The 16419-nt window shown below is 60.8% G+C and carries 12 protein-coding genes; all 12 read right to left on the bottom strand.

All coding sequences use genetic code 11. From position 1 onward, the window contains the following. Positions 1-168 precede the first annotated feature (168 nt). Positions 169-2442 (bottom strand): catalase/peroxidase HPI, encoded by a 2274-nt coding sequence (gene katG / locus ACP3TY_RS09670; RefSeq protein ID WP_426619832.1) that lies wholly within the window; start codon positions 2440-2442, stop codon positions 169-171. Positions 2443-2685: 243 nt separating this feature from the next. Then, positions 2686-4896, bottom strand: coding sequence for an LTA synthase family protein (locus tag ACP3TY_RS09675; protein WP_426619833.1), 2211 nt, complete (start codon positions 4894-4896; stop codon positions 2686-2688). Between the two features lie 265 nt (positions 4897-5161). Continuing rightward, positions 5162-7225 carry a phenylacetic acid degradation bifunctional protein PaaZ gene (gene paaZ, locus ACP3TY_RS09680; protein ID WP_400645936.1) on the bottom strand — a complete coding sequence of 688 codons (2064 nt, stop codon included), beginning with the start codon at positions 7223-7225 and terminating at the stop codon, positions 5162-5164. A 514-nt stretch (positions 7226-7739) separates the two neighbouring features. Next, entirely contained in the window at positions 7740-8816 is a 1077-nt protein-coding gene (gene paaE / locus ACP3TY_RS09685) for a 1,2-phenylacetyl-CoA epoxidase subunit PaaE (protein WP_159815309.1), read from the bottom strand. Between the two features lie 30 nt (positions 8817-8846). Then, positions 8847-9380 carry a 1,2-phenylacetyl-CoA epoxidase subunit PaaD gene (gene paaD, locus ACP3TY_RS09690; protein WP_159815308.1) on the bottom strand — a complete coding sequence of 178 codons (534 nt, stop codon included), beginning with the start codon at positions 9378-9380 and terminating at the stop codon, positions 8847-8849. Next, on the bottom strand, positions 9367-10128 hold the full coding sequence (gene paaC / locus ACP3TY_RS09695) for a 1,2-phenylacetyl-CoA epoxidase subunit PaaC (RefSeq protein WP_401238794.1): 762 nt from the start codon (positions 10126-10128) through the stop codon (positions 9367-9369). The genes paaD and paaC overlap by 14 nt, the downstream gene beginning before the upstream one ends. An 8-nt stretch (positions 10129-10136) precedes the next feature. Further along, positions 10137-10418, bottom strand: coding sequence for a 1,2-phenylacetyl-CoA epoxidase subunit PaaB (paaB, locus tag ACP3TY_RS09700; RefSeq protein ID WP_008079627.1), 282 nt, complete (start codon positions 10416-10418; stop codon positions 10137-10139). Positions 10419-10580: 162 nt separating this feature from the next. After that, on the bottom strand, positions 10581-11570 hold the full coding sequence (gene paaA / locus ACP3TY_RS09705) for a 1,2-phenylacetyl-CoA epoxidase subunit PaaA (RefSeq protein WP_282357861.1): 990 nt from the start codon (positions 11568-11570) through the stop codon (positions 10581-10583). A 267-nt stretch (positions 11571-11837) separates the two neighbouring features. After that, positions 11838-13163 carry a phenylacetate--CoA ligase PaaK gene (paaK, locus tag ACP3TY_RS09710; RefSeq protein ID WP_426619834.1) on the bottom strand — a complete coding sequence of 442 codons (1326 nt, stop codon included), beginning with the start codon at positions 13161-13163 and terminating at the stop codon, positions 11838-11840. 99 nt (positions 13164-13262) lie between these two features. Beyond that, complete coding sequence (pcaF, locus tag ACP3TY_RS09715; RefSeq protein WP_212545873.1) at positions 13263-14474, bottom strand: 3-oxoadipyl-CoA thiolase; 1212 nt, start codon at positions 14472-14474, stop codon at positions 13263-13265. Continuing rightward, on the bottom strand, positions 14467-14916 hold the full coding sequence (gene paaI, locus ACP3TY_RS09720; RefSeq protein ID WP_053119433.1) for a hydroxyphenylacetyl-CoA thioesterase PaaI: 450 nt from the start codon (positions 14914-14916) through the stop codon (positions 14467-14469). The genes pcaF and paaI overlap by 8 nt, the downstream gene beginning before the upstream one ends. Further along, entirely contained in the window at positions 14903-16417 is a 1515-nt protein-coding gene (gene paaH, locus ACP3TY_RS09725; RefSeq protein ID WP_426619835.1) for a 3-hydroxyacyl-CoA dehydrogenase PaaH, read from the bottom strand. Before paaH ends, paaI begins: the two co-directional genes overlap by 14 nt. Between the last annotated feature and the right edge of the window lie 2 nt (positions 16418-16419).

The raw sequence follows: 16419 nt of genomic DNA on the forward strand, positions 1-16419 counted from the left end.
CCTACAGGGTTTAGATGGCCTGCGCGATAAAATGTGGGAACGGGCTTGCTCCCACATTTTTTTGCGTTCTGTAGGAGCTGACGAGTGAAACGAGGCTGCGATCTTTTGATCTTAATGTTTAAGATCAAAAGATCGCAGCGTGCCGCAGCTCCTACATATTTCAGTTTTTCAGTTTTTCAGGTCGAAACGGTCGAGGTTGGTGACTTTCGTCCAGGCTGCGACGAAGTCTTTGACGAACTGCTCCTTGGCATCCGAACTGGCATACACCTCAGCCAATGCCCGCAACTGCGCATTGGAACCAAACACCAAATCAACCCGCGTCGCCGTCCACTTCACATTGCCGGTCTTGCGATCGCGTCCTTCAAACTCATCCGCATCCCGCGATGTCGGCTTCCACTCCACGCCCATGTCCAGCAGGTTGGTGAAGAAGTCATTGGTCAGCGCTTCAGTCTGCGACGTAAACACGCCATGACGGGTTTGCCCGACATTGGTGTTGAGCACCCGCAAACCACCCAGCAACACGGTCATTTCCGGCGCGGTCAACGTCAGCAGTTGCGCCTTGTCGATCAACAGCGCCTCCGCCGATACCGTGTATTTGCCCTTGCTGTAGTTGCGGAAACCATCGGCAATCGGCTCAAGGAAACCAAACGACTCGACGTCGGTTTGCTCCTGCGTGGCATCGGTACGCCCTGGATGGAACGGCACGCTGACCGAATGACCAGCGTTTTTCGCCGCTTGTTCGATGCCCGCGTTGCCTGCCAGCACGATCAAATCCGCCAGCGAGACTTGCTTGCCGGCTGCGCCGCCATTGAACTGGTTTTGAATCCCTTCAAGGGTACTCAGCACTTTATCCAGTTGCTCAGGCTGGTTGGCCTGCCAGAACTTTTGCGGTGCCAGACGCAGACGACCACCGTTGGCGCCACCGCGTTTGTCCGAACCACGGAACGTCGACAGTGCCGCCCAAGCCGTCGAGACCAGTTGCGAAACCGATAGGCCCGACTCCAGGATTTTGCTTTTCAGTGCTGCGGCGTCGCCATCGTCGATCAGCGGGTGCGTCACGTCCGGAATCGGATCCTGCCAAAGCAGTTCTTCGCTCGGCAGTTCCGGGCCGAGGTAGCGCGACAGCGGGCCCATGTCGCGGTGGATCAGTTTGTACCAGGCGCGGGCGAAGGCGTCGGCCAGTTGCTCAGGATTAGCGAGAAAGCGCCGGGAGATCTGCTCGTAGGCCGGATCGAAACGCAGCGCCAGGTCAGACGTCAGCATGGTCGGCGAAAGTTTTTTGCTCGGGTCATGGGCGTGTGGAACCGTGCCGGCGCCGGCGCCATTTTTCGGGATCCACTGGTGCGCACCGGCGGGGCTTTTACTCAGCTCCCACTCGAAGCCGAACAGGTTTTCCAGATAGTTGTTGCTCCACTTTGTCGGCGTGGTCGTCCAGGTCACTTCGAGGCCGCTGGTGATGGTGTCGGCACCTTTGCCGGTGCCGAAAGCGTTGCGCCAACCGAGGCCTTGTTCTTCCAATCCAGCCGCTTCCGGTTCCGGCCCGACATTGTCGGCAGGCCCGGCGCCGTGGGTTTTACCGAAGGCGTGACCGCCGGCGATCAGCGCCACGGTTTCTTCGTCGTTCATGGCCATGCGGCCGAAGGTTTCGCGGATATCGTGGGCGGACGCGACGGGATCAGGATTGCCTTCCGGGCCTTCCGGGTTCACGTAGATCAAACCCATCTGCACGGCGGCGAGGGGATTTTCCAGATTGCGTTCGCCCTGATCGGTACGGCTTTCCTCTTTACCGTGCAAATCCGGCTCCGCCACCAGCGTGCCGTCACCGGGCTCCTGCATCGGTGCGTTGTCTTTGCCATAGCGACTGTCGCCGCCGAGCCATTCGTGTTCCGAACCCCAGTAAACGTCCTCGTCCGGTTCCCAGACATCGGCGCGGCCACCGGAATAGCCGAAAGTTTTGAAGCCCATCGATTCCAGCGCGACATTTCCGGTGAGGACAATCAGATCCGCCCAGGAAATGTTGCGCCCGTATTTTTGCTTGATCGGCCATAGCAAGCGGCGGGCCTTGTCGAGGCTGACGTTGTCCGGCCAACTGTTGAGCGGCGCGAATCGTTGCTGACCCGAGCCAGCGCCACCACGGCCATCCGCGGTTCGATAGGTGCCGGCGCTGTGCCAGGCCATGCGCACAAAGAGCGGGCCGTAATGGCCGAAGTCTGCCGGCCACCAGTCCTGGGAGTCGGTCATCAGCGCGGTGAGGTCTTGTTTCAGGGCTTGAAAATCGAGGCTTTTGAAGGCGCTGGCGTAGTCGAAGTCCTTGCCCAACGGATCGGACTTGGGCGAGTGCTGACTCAGAATTTTCAGGTTGAGTTGATTCGGCCACCAGTCACGGTTCGTCGTACCACCACCGGCGGCGTGGTTGAACGGGCATTTCGATTCGTTTGCCATGTTCGAGTCCTTATCAGGTCTGCTACGGCCGGCTCGTGCCGACTTCGGACTAGTAAGGCTAGACCCGACTGGGCAAGTCAGCTAATAGGCCGACTGATGGACACTGATAGGCAAAGTCTTTTATTGCCCTGCACATGTAGGAGCTGCCGAAGGCTGCGATCTTTTGATCTTTCCTCTAAAAGATCAGGATCAAAAGATCGCAGCCTTCGGCAGCTCCTGCATTGGCATTGAGACGAAAAATATTCAGGTGGATTGGGCGGTGTCGTCCTCTGGCACTTCGTCCAAGAGGTCTTCCTGGCCCGGCAGTTCAGTAATCACGCTGAAATCCGTGACCTCAACCGCGCCTTCCCCATATCCCAGCAGATGAAAAGAAAACGCCTTTCGCTGCTGCGGGTTATCAAAGCTGAAATCCATCTCCAGCGGTTGATCCGCCGTGGCGACCATTTCCGACGGCAGACCCAACTGCACGTCTTTCTCGAATTCCTTGGCCTTGAGCTGAATAAAAGCCGTTTGCTGCGGATCAACCGCACGCACGGTCAGGCGCACGCGGGTGTAAGAACCTTTGGGCATTTCCAGGTATTGCGCGCCGATCAGGTTGTCAGCCCAGTCGTCCTTGATCTGCGCTTGCAGCGGGATGACGTTGGTGCTGCCGAACTGATAGCGCTGATTGAGTGGGGTGCGCAGCAGTGACAGGTCGAGTGCGTTGGCACGCGCAGCGATTTGCCGGGCAGGGTGGCCGCTGTATTTACCTTTGTACGTGGCGCTTTCGGCAATGAACCCGGCGCTTTCGTAGTAGCGGCAGCGGCGCGGCATATCGCATTCGGAGAAGATGCCTTGGCCATTGTGGTAACGCAGTTTGCCGTTGGTGAAGGACATGATTTCGCGACCGGAATCGTAGTCGCGGAACAGCGAACGACCGCTGAGTGCCGTGGGTACCGGCAGGTCGAAATAGTCGAGGATCGACGTGCTCAGATCAACGTGGCCATAAACCCCTTTGTTCAGCCTTGGCAGTTGCGATTGCTCGGGCGCGAGGGTGAGATTGAATCCCCAAGAGGAGGCCAGGCGTACACCGTCGATGCCATGGGATTCATCCGAAGTAATCACTACCAGCGTGTCTTTCAACACGCCTTGGCGTTCGAGACCGCTGAGGAACTGCTCCAGCGCGTCATCGAGATAACCAACGGCGGCTTGTTTGGGCGTTTCATAACGCTCCAGATATTCCTCCGGGGCGGAGTAGGGCTGATGCGTGCCAACGGTCAGTAGCGTGAGCATCCACGGCTGTTTCTGCTTCTTCAATTCGCCGACGTAATCCAGCGCGCCCTCGAAGAAGGCCTTGTCGTCCTTGCCCCAGGGGAATTCCAGGTAGTTGCTGTTGGTGAACCATTCCAGACCATGGGTCGCGTCGAAACCGATGTGCGGCATGATCTTGTCTTTGGCCATGAAGCGCAGCCCGGCGCCTTGCAGGTAATGCGTGCTGAAACCGTGCTGGCGCAGTTGCGCCGGCAGACAGGCTTGATTGCGTTCGTTAAGGGTGAGCATTTCCACGCCTTTGGGCGTGCCGTTGTTGAGCTTGTCGTAATCGCCGCAGAGCATCGCGTACAGGCCGCGAATGGTCTGGTGCGTGTGCAGCACGTAATCCGGAGTGTTCATGCCGCGCTCGGCCCAGCGGCTGAGGTTGGGCATCAGGTCTTCCTGATAATGGCTGCCAATGGCTTCGCGGTTAGCGCGGAGGTAGGCGCCGGGAATGCCTTCCAGCGCGATGATCAGCACGTTGCGCGCCTGGCCCGGCGCGGCCAGCAGTTTGTGGCCATTGAGGTCGACGTCGGTGAGCCCGGCCATCGCCGGCGCGGGTTCTTCAATATCGCCGTCGAGCCATTCTTCGCCCTGAATCTGCAGATCGGCGACTTCGCTGGCGAGCAGTTGGTGTGGCAGGTTGTACAGCCGCCACGGATCAGCTTCGTTCGGCCACAGGTTCTGCGCGCCCCAATGCGCGGCGAACAACACCAGTGGCACGCTCCACACCGCGCGGGGCAGGGCTGGGCGAGTGACGCCGCGCCCGAGATACCGGGTCAGCAGCCAGACCATCAGCGCCAACAGCAAAACAATGCCCACCGCCGGATGCGCCAAACCGCCGCCGGTGGAGTTTTCGACAAATTGCGGATCGATCAGGTAATGAATGTCGGAAGGTGTCGGCAAGCGGCCGACTGCGCTCACCAGTTCAGCAGTCGCCACCGCCAGCAGGCCCCAGAGCAACAGCACCGGCAGCGCCAGCCACCACGCGCGGCGATGCAGCAAAACCACCAGCGAACTGCCAATGGCCAGATCCGACAAATACCCCAGCGGTGACGACCAGCCCAATACCGCGCGCAGGCACACCGGCACGATCAGCACCAAAACAATCAACGAGACGAGGCGGGCATGCGGATGCCGCAAACGGTGAAAAAGAGCGCTCACAAAAAAAAGACCTTACCGTCATTAAAACGTCAAAAAAGTGTGGGCGATGATACCAAGGGTGGGCGGACTGATCGCCCTTTTAAACGCTTGGGTGATCTGGTTTGGGCAGGTGCTGAATGGCTTGAAGCCCAGAGCGGCTCTACAGTTGCCCAACAATCGTCGATATTTCTATCGGCGTGTTTATTGTTTCAGCCTGTTTAATAACTCCAGAACCCAATCAATTCCCCTGTGGGAAAGGGGCAACCTTGCGGTGCCCCTTTTTTCGTTACGCTGCGTCTTCTTCGCGCTTCACCACCAAGGTCAAAATGTCATAGCTGGCCACCAGCTCACCGAGCTGGTTGGTGACTTCCACATCCCACGCCACAACGCCTTGCGGAATGCCTTGCGGGCTCTTCTTGCCTTGGTCGATCTTGCGTTTGCAGGTCAGGCGCGCCTGAATGGTGTCGCCGATACCGACCGGGTTGATGAAACGCAAAGTGTCGAGGCCGTAGTTGGCCAGCACCGGGCCGGGCGCAGCGGAGACGAACAGGCCAGCGGCCGCCGACAGCACGAAATAGCCGTGGGCGATGCGTTTGCCGAACTGCGATTCCTTGGCGGCGATGTCGTCGAAGTGCATGTAGAAGTGGTCACCGGACAGACAGCCGAAGTTGACCAGATCCGCTTCGGTGACAGTGCGGCGGTGAGTCAGCAGCGACTCGCCGATCTGCAGATCCTGGAAGTGTCGACGGAATGGATGCACTTCGGTCTCGATGACTTTTGCGCCGCGCACGTGTTCACCGGTGACGGCAGCGAGCATGGTCGGCGAGCCCTGCACGGCGGCGCGTTGCAGGTAATGTTTTACTGCACGCAAGCCACCCAACTCTTCACCACCACCAGCGCGACCCGGGCCGCCGTGTTTCAGTTGTGGCAGTGGCGAACCATGGCCGGTGGATTCGGCCGCGGATTCGCGATCCAGTACCAACAAACGGCCGTGCCAGGCCGCGGCAACCGGAATGGCTTTGGCGGCGATTTTCGGATCTTTGGTGACGAGGCTGGCAACCAGACTGCCCTTGCCGCGCGCGGCCAGCACCAGCGCTTCATCGAGATCGTCGTAGGCCATCAGTGTGCTGACCGGGCCGAAGGCTTCGATGTCATGCGCGCCACCTTCGGCGTGCGGATCACGGGCCAGCAACAGCGTTGGAGCGAAGAATGCGCCTTGGCTGACGTTTGCGCCGCGCGGTTCGAAACCGTCCTCAGCGCCGAACAGTTGATCGCAGCTTTGCAGCAAGCTTTGCAAGCGTTCGCCGACGTCCTTCTGCTGATCATGGGAAGCCAATGCGCCCATGCGCACGCCTTCCACGGATGGATCGCCGACGACGACTTTCGCCAAACGATCGCGCAGACGTGTGGCGACGGCGTCGATGTGTTGTTTGGGCACGATGGCGCGGCGAATCGCGGTGCATTTCTGCCCGGCCTTGGTGGTCATCTCGCGGGCGACTTCTTTGATGAACAGTTCGAACTCTTCGTCGTCCGGGGTTACGTCAGGGGCGAGGATCGCGCAGTTCAGTGAGTCGGCCTCGGCGTTGAACGGCACCGAGTTGCGGATCAGGTTCGGGTTGACGCGCAGCTTGGCGGCGGTGTCGGCGGAACCGGTGAACGTCACCACGTCCTGGCCTTGCATGCGGTCGAGCAGGTCGCCGGTGCTGCCGATTACCAATTGCAGGCTGCCGGTCGGCAACAGGCCCGAGGCATCCATCATGCGTACCACGGCTTCGGTCAGATAACTGGTGGCGCTGGCCGGTTTGACGATGCACGGCATGCCCGCGAGGAAGCACGGCGCGAATTTTTCCAGCATGCCCCAGATCGGAAAGTTGAACGCGTTGATGTGCACCGCGACGCCGCCGCGCGGCACCAGAATGTGCGTGCCGGCAAAGGTGCCGAGTTTGCCCAAGGGCAGCGCCGGGCCTTCGTGGACGATGTTGCCCGACGGCAACTCACGCGCGCCGAGGCCGGCGTAGGTGAACAGCGTGCCGTTGCCGCCCTCGATGTCGATCCAGCTGTCGGCGCGGGTGGCGCCGCTGTGGTGCGAGAGCGCGTAAAGCTCTTCCTTGCGTTCGCTGAGGTACAGCGCCAAGGCTTTGAGGCGTTGCGCGCGTTGCTGGAAGTCGAGCTTCATCAGTTCGGTAACGCCTTGGCGGCGACCGAAGTCGATAGCTTCGGCGAAGTCCGGGCGTTCTTCATGCGTGCGCGCCAGCTCGTGGCCGTCGATGGCGCTGCGCAGGATTTGCGCGCCGTGTTGGCCGATCCAGCGGCCGGCGAGGAAGCTTTGCAGGGTAGGGGCGTGGGACATGAAATAAGCTCCTGTGCTTGAAATTAGTGTTGGTTGGCGCCGGACGCGCCGATGCCGGTCATCGAACGGATGAACTGAGCAAGCCCGCTCCCACATCGGTTCGTGTTGAGGCCTGGCTCATTGAGCACCACCATTCCCCTGTAGGAGTGAGCCTGCTCGCGAAAGCGGTGTGTCAGGCAACTTCAGTGTTGAATCTGATGACGCCTTCGCGAGCAGGCTCACTCCCACATGGTTTTGTGTTGATGCCTGGCTCATCGAGCACCACCATTCCCCTGTGGGAGCGAGCCTGCTCGCGAAAGCGGTGTGTCAGGCGACATCAATGTTGAATCTGATGACGCCTTCGCGAGCAGGCTCGCTCCCACATGGTTTTGTGTTGATGCCTGGCGCTGTGAGCACCGCCATCCTCTGTGGGAGCGAGCCTGCTCGCGAAAGCGGTGTGTCAGGCGACTTCATGTTGAATTTGATGACGCCTTCGCGAGCAGGCTCACTCCTACAGGGGATGGGTTTGAATCCTTTAGAACTGGTCGAAATCGAGGACGACTTTGTCGCTCACCGGGTATGCCTGGCACGACAGCACATAGCCCGCCGCGACTTCGTAATCTTCCAGCGCATGGTTGCTGTCCATGTCGACTTCGCCTTCGATGACTTTGCACTTGCAGGTCGAGCACACGCCGGCCTTGCACGAGTACGGCAGCTCCAGGCCTTGCGCATTGCCGGCATCGAGCAGGCTCTGGCTGTTGCGCGGCAGTTCGAACGCCACAGCGCGGCCGTCGCTGATCACGGTGATCTGGCTGACCCCGGCGTCGAGCATTTGCGCGGCTTCGCGGGCTTCGCGTTTGTGCTGGCTGCCGGCCGCGGCGAACAGTTCGAAGTGGATGCGCTCGGCGCCCATGCCTTTGGCCTTGAGGCTGTCGCGCACGGTTTCGGTCATCTCTTGCGGGCCGCAAATGAACGCTGCGTCGAGGGCTTTGACGTCGAGCCAGCGGCTGAACAGTTGCTCGCATTTCTGTGCATCGATGCGACCGTTATAAAGGTCAACATCCTGCTGCTCGCGGCTGAACACGAAGATCAGATTCAGACGTTGCAGGTAACGGTTTTTCAGATCCTCCAGCTGTTCACGGAACAATGCACCGGAGCTGGAACGGTTGCCGTACAGCAACGTGACGCGGCTGTGCGGTTCGTTCTCCAGCGTGGTTTTGATGATCGACAGAATCGGCGTGATGCCCGAACCCGCTGCCACGGCGAGGTAATTGCCATGCCGCGCCGGATCCAGATCAACATGGAAATGCCCGGCCGGTGGCATCACTTCCAGCGTGTGTCCGGGCTGCAATTGCTCATTGGCAAACGCCGAAAACCGCCCGCCGGCCACGCGTTTGATCGCAATGCGCAGTTCGCCGTCATTCACCCCGGTGCAGATCGAGTACGAGCGGCGCACTTCTTCACCGTCCATCTGCGTGCGCATCACCAGGTGCTGGCCTTGGGTGAACTGAAAACTGTCCTGCAGGTGCTGCGGAATGTCGAAGGCGATGGACACGGCGTCACGGGTTTCGCTGCGCACGTCCTTGATGGTCAGGCTGTGAAATTTGCTCATTATTGTTCTCCCGACACGGCGCTGTGCCGTTCAGATGCACTTGAAATAGTCGAAGGGCTCGCGGCAATCGCAGCAGCGGTACAAGGCTTTACATGCGGTCGAACCGAACTCGCTGAGCACTTCGGTGTGGGCGCTGCCGCACTGCGGGCAGAGCACCGTCGGACTCTCGCCGAGCAGCGTGCGTTTGCTTGCGCTGCCATCGGGCGGGGCGATGCCGTAAGCGCGCAGGCGTTCGCGGCCATCGGCGGTGATCCAGTCGGTCGACCACGCCGGGGTCAATTTGCGCTCCAGTTTCGGCGCATTGAATCCGGCCTGTTCCAGCGCGGTGCGGATGTCATCCTCGATCACTTCGGTGGCCGGGCAACCGGAGTAGGTCGGCGTGACCACCACGTGCAGATGCCCGGCCTGCCAGTCGAGATCGCGGACGATGCCCAGATCGACCACGCTGACCACCGGCACCTCCGGATCCATGACTTCGGCGAGGGTCGCCCAGGCCTTGTCCAGATCACCGAGCAGCGCCGGCCGGGCGCCGCGATCGCTGGTGATCAACTCACCAGGTTGCATCGGGATACGCTCGGGGCAGGAACTGCATTTCTGCGAGCAAAATGCCCAGGTGTTCGCTGTGCAGACCGCGACGGGCATTCAGATAGAAGTAGCTCGGCGCTGCCGGGACGGGCAGGGTGGCGCGAGTGAACACGTCGTTGACCGTGGTTTGCCATTGCGCAGCGACGCTGGCGATGTCCGGCGAAATACCGGCCGCGCACAGACGTTGTTCGCTGTCGTCAGCGGCGATCAGTTCGACGGTAAAACGCCAGACTTCCGGAATCGCCGCGAGCATGCGCCGATGGCTTTCTTCGGTGCCGTCGCCCAGGCGTTCGATCCACTCGCCGGAGCGGCGCAGGTGATAGGTGACTTCCTTGACCGCTTTGGCGGCGATCCCGGCAATGCGTTCGTCGCTCGACTGGCTCAGGCCCTGCAACACCGGCAGGTGCCAGGCGTCGTAGAGGAATTGCTTGAGCATGGTCACGGCGTAGTCGCCATTCGGTTGCTCGACCAGCAGCAGATTGCGGTAGGCACGCTCGTCGCGGCGGAAGGCCAGATCATCGGCATCGCGGCCGTCATCCAGCAACTCGGCAGCGTATTCCAGCCAGTGCCGCGCCTGGCCAACGAGGTCGAGGCCGACGTTCATCAGCGCCAGTTCTTCTTCCAGCGCTGGCGCCTTGCCGCACCATTGGCACAGACGCTGGCCCTGAATCAGGGCGCTGTCACCGAGGCGCAGCAGGTATTCGATCAGATCGGTTTTATCGTTCATGGTCGACCTCACATGTGCCCGACTTCGGCCGGCAGTTCGTAGAAACTGGCGTGGCGATAAACTTTGTCGTCAGCCGGATCGAACAGCGGATCCTTTTCATCCGGCGACGAGGCGGTGATCAGCGCCGAAGGCACCACCCACAGGCTCACACCCTCGCTGCGACGGGTGTAGAGCTCGCGGGCGTTTTCGATGGCCATGGTGGTGTCGGCGGCATGCACGCTGCCGACGTGTTTGTGATTGAGGCCGTGCTTGCTGCGCACGAAAACTTCGAAAAGGGTCCATTGGGACATGTCATTCACTCCACATCAGTTCGGTTAGTGCGGCTGACAATCGATCGTTCCCACGCTCCTGCGTGGGAATGCAGCCCGTGACGCTCCGCGTCACTGGACGCAGAGCGTCCCTTGAGGCGTTCCCACGCAGAGCGTGGGAACGATCAGCAGTCGTGCCTTGGGTCAGGCGGCGTTTTTGTTGTTTTTTTTACGGGCATGAGCGACGGCGGCTTCGCGTACCCAGGCGCCGTCTTCAATGGCTTTGCGGCGGGTGGCGACGCGTTCCTGATTGCACGGGCCGTTGCCCTTGAGCACTTCGTAGAACTCGTTCCACTGGATTTCGCCAAAGTCGTAGTGGCCGCGCTCGGCGTTCCACTTCAAGTCAGGATCGGGGCAGGTGCAGCCGAGCAGTTCGAGCTGCGGGATGGTCTGGTCGATAAAGCGCTGGCGCAGTTCGTCATTGCTCTGGCGTTTGATCTTCCAGGCCATCGATTGCGCACTGTTCGGCGAGTGCTCATCGCTCGGGCCGAACATCATCAGCGACGGCCACCACAGGCGATTGATCGCGTCCTGCACCATGTCTTTTTGCGCCTGAGTGCCGTGACGCATCATGGTCAGGAGAATTTCGTAGCCCTGGCGCTGATGGAAACTCTCTTCCTTGCAGATGCGCACCATGGCCCGCGAGTAAGGGCCGTACGAAGTGCGCTGTAGCACCACCTGATTGACGATCGCGGCGCCGTCGACCAGCCAGCCCACCGCGCCCATGTCGGCCCAGTTCAGCGTCGGGTAATTGAAGATGCTCGAATACTTGGCTTTGCCGCTGTGCAGTTTGGCGATCTCTTCATCGCGGTCGGCGCCGAGGGTTTCCATCGCGCTGTAGAGGTACAGCCCGTGACCGGCCTCGTCCTGAATCTTCGCCATCAATTGCAATTTGCGTTTGAGTGACGGTGCGCGAGTCACCCAGTTGCCTTCCGGAAGCATGCCGACGATTTCGGAGTGGGCGTGCTGGGAGATCTGCCGGATCAGCGTCTGGCGATACGCATCGGGCATCCAGTTCTTCGCTTCGATCTTGATTTCTGAATCGATTTTTTCCTGGAAGGCGCGTTCCTCTTCGGACATCTCCGAAAGGTCTTTGATGCGCTTGACGCCGGTTTCTACAAGCTGTGCGTACATTATTGTTCTCCTGCCTCAGGTTTATCGAAGGCATGTTCGAGGGCATGGATAACTTTATAAGTGATACGGAAATTAATATCAAACAAAAAATAACGTGTCGTATGATTTTCTGTATCGCTTCAGATGAATGGTGAGCGTTGCCGCGCATTTGCAAAGCGGAAAAACGCGCACGGCGATGCTCGGCAGAGCATCGCCGTGGTTTTGCAGGGGGAGGGAGGGATTGCAGCGAGCAGCGAAGGCCTTGCACCTTCGCCGCTGTTATTGCTTTTAAGCTTTCACGCGTTTGTCGATCACATGACAGGCCTTGCCTTCCGAGCGTTTGATCGAGAATGGCGGCTGCAGCAGCACCCGTGAACTGATACCGATGTAGGTCTTGATGTGCTTGCTCAGCTCGCCGCACAGGGCTTTCTGCTGTTCATCACTCAAGCCTTGATGCTCGGCCTTGAGCTCGACGTGGACATCGACGCTGTCGAGATTGCCGTTGCGATACAGGTGAATCTCGTATGACTCCGACAGCTGTTTGACTTTCAGTACCTGCTCTTCGACCTGGGTCGGGAACACGTTGACGCCGCGGATGATCAGCATGTCGTCGCTGCGGCCGGTGATCTTGTCGATACGGCGCATCGGGCGTGCGGTGCCCGGCAGCAGGCGAGTGAGGTCGCGGGTGCGGTAGCGGATCATCGGCAGGGCTTCTTTGCTCAGCGAAGTGAACACCAGTTCGCCCATCTGCCCGTCCGGCAGCACTTCGCCGGTGATCGGGTCGATGATTTCCGGGTAGAAATGGTCTTCCCAGATCGTTGGGCCGTCGCGGCTTTCCGCGCATTCCATGGCTACACCCGGGCCCATGATTTCCGACAAGCCATAGATGTCGAGCGCAGTGATGCCCAAGCGTACCTCGATGGCGCTGCGCAGTTCGGCAGTCCACGGCTCGGCGCCGAAGATGCCCAGGCGCAGGGCCAGTTTGTGCGGGTCGATGCCCTGACGTTCGATCTCGTCAGCGATGTTGAGCATGTACGACGGCGTGACCATGATGATGTCGGGCTGGAAATCTTTGATCAATTGCACTTGTTTTTCGGTCTGGCCGCCGGACATCGGAATCACCGTGCAACCCAAGCGTTCAGCACCGTAATGCGCGCCGAGGCCGCCGGTGAACAGGCCGTAACCGTAAGAGATGTGCACCTTGTCACCGCGGCGGCCGCCGCCGGCACGAATCGAACGGGCAACGATGTTGGCCCAGGTGTCGATGTCGTTCTGCGTGTAACCGACCACGGTCGGTTTGCCGGTGGTGCCGCTGGACGCGTGCAGGCGCACGACGTCATGCATCGGTACGGCAAACATGCCGTAGGGGTAGTTGTCGCGCAGGTCGGATTTGGTGGTGAACGGAAACTTCGCCAGATCGTCCAGCGAGCGAATGTCGTCCGGGTGCACGCCCAGCGCATCGAAGCGTTGGCGGTACAGCGGCACATTGTTGTAGGCGTGGTTGAGGCTCCAGCGCAGGCGCTCGAGTTGATGCTGACGCAACTGGTCGACGCTGGCGGTTTCCAGCGGATCCAGTTCAGGGTTGAGCACGGCTTGGGCAATTGGCATGTTCATGACTTCACTCGAATTATTTTTGTGTTTCCGCCCCGGTGGCGCGGGGCTCAGAGTGCATGCCCCAAGGATACCTGTCGGCACCTCGGGAATCGCGGTTCTTTAGTCGGATAAACGCTCGATCACCAGCGCGATGCCTTGACCGACACCGATGCACATGGTGCACAGCGCATAGCGGCCCTGACGCTCTTCCAATTCCTGCAGGGCGGTGGTGACCAGTCGCGCGCCGCTCATCCCCAGCGGATGGCCGAGGGCGATGGCGCCGCCGTTCGGGTTGACGCGTGGGTCGTCATCGCCCAGACCGAGTTCACGCAGCACCGCCAGGCCTTGCGCGGCGAACGCTTCGTTGAGTTCGATGACGTCCATGTCGGCGAGGCTGAGGTTGGACAGTTCCAGCACCTTGCGCGTCGCCGGCACCGGGCCGATGCCCATGATCCGTGGCTCGACGCCGGCAGTGGCCATCGCCACGACCCGGCCGCGAGCCTTCAAACCGTAACGCTGTGCGGTTTGCGCATTGGCCAGCAGCAAGGCGCAGGCGCCGTCATTCACGCCCGAAGCATTGCCGGCGGTGATGCTGCCGCCCTCGCGGAAGGGTGTGCCGAGTTTCTGCAGTTGCTCCAGCGTGGTGTCGGCGCGCGGGTGTTCGTCGTGCTCGACGACTTTGGCCGGGCCTTTGCGCTGGGGGATTTCCACGGCAACGATTTCTTTCGCCAAGCGTCCGCTGGCCTGCGCGGCCGAGGCGCGTTGCTGGCTGCGCAGGGCGAAGGCGTCCTGGTCGGCGCGGGAAATGTTGAACTGTGCGGCGACGTTTTCTGCGGTCTCCGGCATCGAATCAATGCCGAAGATTTTCTTCATCAGCGGATTGACGAAACGCCAGCCGATGGTGGTGTCGTACATCTCCGCCGAACGGGAAAACGCGGTTTCAGCCTTGCCCATCACCAGCGGTGCCCGCGACATCGATTCGACGCCGCCGACCAGCATCAGCCCGGCCTCACCGCTGCGAATCGCCCGAGCGGCAGTGCCGATCGCATCCAGCCCTGAACCGCACAAACGGTTGAGCGTAGTGCCTGGCACGCTGACCGGCAGCCCGGCCAACAGCGCCGACATGCGCGCAACGTTGCGGTTGTCTTCACCGGCCTGATTGGCGCAGCCGTAGATCACGTCGTCGACCTGGCTCCAGTCGACTTGCGGGTGGCGACGCAACAGTTCACGCAGCGGCACGGCGCCGAGGTCGTCGGCGCGCACGCTGCTCAAGCTGCCGGCGTAGCGACCGATCGGGGTGCGCACGGCGTCGATGATCAGAGCGTCATTCATGGGGAGTCTCCGGCGTCAGCACGGTGCCGCGCACTTTGTAGGATTTGCCGTGGAACAGGGCGATCAATTGGCCCTGCTGGTTTTCAATGCGCACGTCGTAGTTGCCAGTGCGGCCCGAGCGCGATTGCTCGGTGCAGCGTGCGGTGAGCGTGTCGCCCAACTGCGCGGGCGCGATGTAATCGATGCTGCAACCGATCGCCACGGTGGCGTCGTTGTAACTGTTGCAGGCAAAGGCAAACGCCGAGTCGGCGAGGGCGAATAGGAAACCGCCGTGGCAGGTGCCGTGGCCTTGAATCATGTCGGCGCGCACGCCCATGCCCAAGGTGCAACTGCCGGGCGCGGCGCTGATCAGGCGGATGCCCAAACCTTGGGTGGCGGCATCGCGGTCGAACATGGTTTGCGCGCAACGGCTGGCGAGGCTCATGGCTTCAAGGCTGGTCATGGAATGTGCTCCCTTCGGCGACTTTGCGGCGTAACAGCAGCGATGGCCGGTAGCGCTCTTCGCCGTAACTGGTTTGCAGGTGGTCGAGGACTTGGGTGATCTGCGCCAGGCCGATGCGCTCGGCCCAGGCTAATGGGCCTTGCGGATAATTGACCCCGGCGCGCATGGCCAGATCGATGTCCGCCGCCGAGGCAACGTCGTGCAGCACGGTGTCGGCGGCTTCGTTGGCGAGCATGGCAACGGTGCGCAGCACGGCCAGGCCCGGTGTGTCGCTGAGCAGGCTGACCTGCAGTCCGGCGCTTTGCAGCAGGGCGATGCCTTGTTCGCGGGCGTTAGTGCTGATGTCCGCCGAGCAACTGATGGCGATGCGTTTGGCGCTGGCGTAATCGAAAGCCAGGTCGATCAGGATCAGATTGCGTAGGCCATCTTCTTTGGCGCGTTGGCTGGCCATGCGCCCGTCGCTCAGGGCCAATACCGCGTCGCCGACCCTTAACAGGCCTTTGCCATCGCGCGTGATCACGCTGGTTTTCAGGCGTGGCAGCAAATCGTTAAGGACGCCGAGATCGCCTTCGACCACGCAGCTATCGACGCTCGCATCGCTGCTGATTTGTTGCGGCTGCGGACGTTGCGCGCCTTCGCTGTAATCGTAAAAACCACGACCGCTTTTGCGGCCGAAGCGTCCGGCGTCGACCAGTTCTTTCTGGATCAGCGACGGCTGAAAACGAGTGTCGCCGTAATAGGCGTCGAACACCGAACAGGTCACCGCGTAATTCACATCGTGGCCGATCAGATCAGTGAGTTCGAAGGCGCCCATAGCGAAGCCGCCAGCCTCACGCATCAGCGCGTCGAGCGTCGCGCAATCGGCTGCGCCTTCTTGTAGCAGGCGCAGGCTTTCGGCGTAGAACGGCCGGGCCACGCGATTGACGATGAAACCCGGCGTCGAACGGGTGTGAACCGGTTGCTTGCCCCAGGCTTTGGCGGTGTCGAACAGAGTGCGGGCGAGGGCGGGATCGCTGGCCAGGCCGGAAACGATTTCCACCAGTGGCATCAACGGCGCCGGGTTGAAGAAGTGCAGTCCGAGCAGACGTCCCGGGCGTTGCAGCCCTGCAGCAATGCTGGTGATCGACAGTGAAGAAGTGTTGCTGGCGAGAATGCAGTCGTCGCCGCAAAGACCTTCCAACTGTTTGAACAACCCGCGTTTGACTTCAAGGTTTTCGACAATCGCTTCGATGATCAACGTGCAGTCGGCCAGCGTTTCGATGGCTTCTACCGCGTGCAAGCGAGCGACGATGGCGCCGCGCTCATCCGCCGCGAGTTTGCCTTTCTCCACGCGTTTACCGAGCTGGCGGTCGATACCGTCGATGGCTTGCGCGGCGGCGCCCGGACGATTGTCCAGCAGCAACACCGAATGCCCGGCTTGCGCCGCGACTTGCGCAATGCCGGCGCCCATGGCGCCGGCACCGATCACGGCGATTTTTGCGTTGCGGTCGAGTGCGCTCATGT

The organism is Pseudomonas rustica (genome assembly GCF_049959085.1).
GTDB classification, from domain to species: domain Bacteria; phylum Pseudomonadota; class Gammaproteobacteria; order Pseudomonadales; family Pseudomonadaceae; genus Aquipseudomonas; species Aquipseudomonas rustica.

What these genes read in the sequence shown, in the direction of transcription:
- katG (WP_426619832.1), bottom strand. Translation starts at nt 2,442, where the DNA reads ATGGCAAACGAATCGAAATGCCCGTTCAACCACGCCGCCGGTGGTGGT.
- paaZ (WP_400645936.1), bottom strand. Translation starts at nt 7,225, where the DNA reads ATGTCCCACGCCCCTACCCTGCAAAGCTTCCTCGCCGGCCGCTGGATC.
- paaE (WP_159815309.1), bottom strand. Translation starts at nt 8,816, where the DNA reads ATGAGCAAATTTCACAGCCTGACCATCAAGGACGTGCGCAGCGAAACC.
- paaD (WP_159815308.1), bottom strand. Translation starts at nt 9,380, where the DNA reads ATGCAACCTGGTGAGTTGATCACCAGCGATCGCGGCGCCCGGCCGGCG.
- paaC (WP_401238794.1), bottom strand. Translation starts at nt 10,128, where the DNA reads ATGAACGATAAAACCGATCTGATCGAATACCTGCTGCGCCTCGGTGAC.
- paaB (WP_008079627.1), bottom strand. Translation starts at nt 10,418, where the DNA reads ATGTCCCAATGGACCCTTTTCGAAGTTTTCGTGCGCAGCAAGCACGGC.
- paaA (WP_282357861.1), bottom strand. Translation starts at nt 11,570, where the DNA reads ATGTACGCACAGCTTGTAGAAACCGGCGTCAAGCGCATCAAAGACCTT.
- paaK (WP_426619834.1), bottom strand. Translation starts at nt 13,163, where the DNA reads ATGAACATGCCAATTGCCCAAGCCGTGCTCAACCCTGAACTGGATCCG.
- pcaF (WP_212545873.1), bottom strand. Translation starts at nt 14,474, where the DNA reads ATGAATGACGCTCTGATCATCGACGCCGTGCGCACCCCGATCGGTCGC.
- paaI (WP_053119433.1), bottom strand. Translation starts at nt 14,916, where the DNA reads ATGACCAGCCTTGAAGCCATGAGCCTCGCCAGCCGTTGCGCGCAAACC.
- paaH (WP_426619835.1), bottom strand. Translation starts at nt 16,417, where the DNA reads ATGAGCGCACTCGACCGCAACGCAAAAATCGCCGTGATCGGTGCCGGC.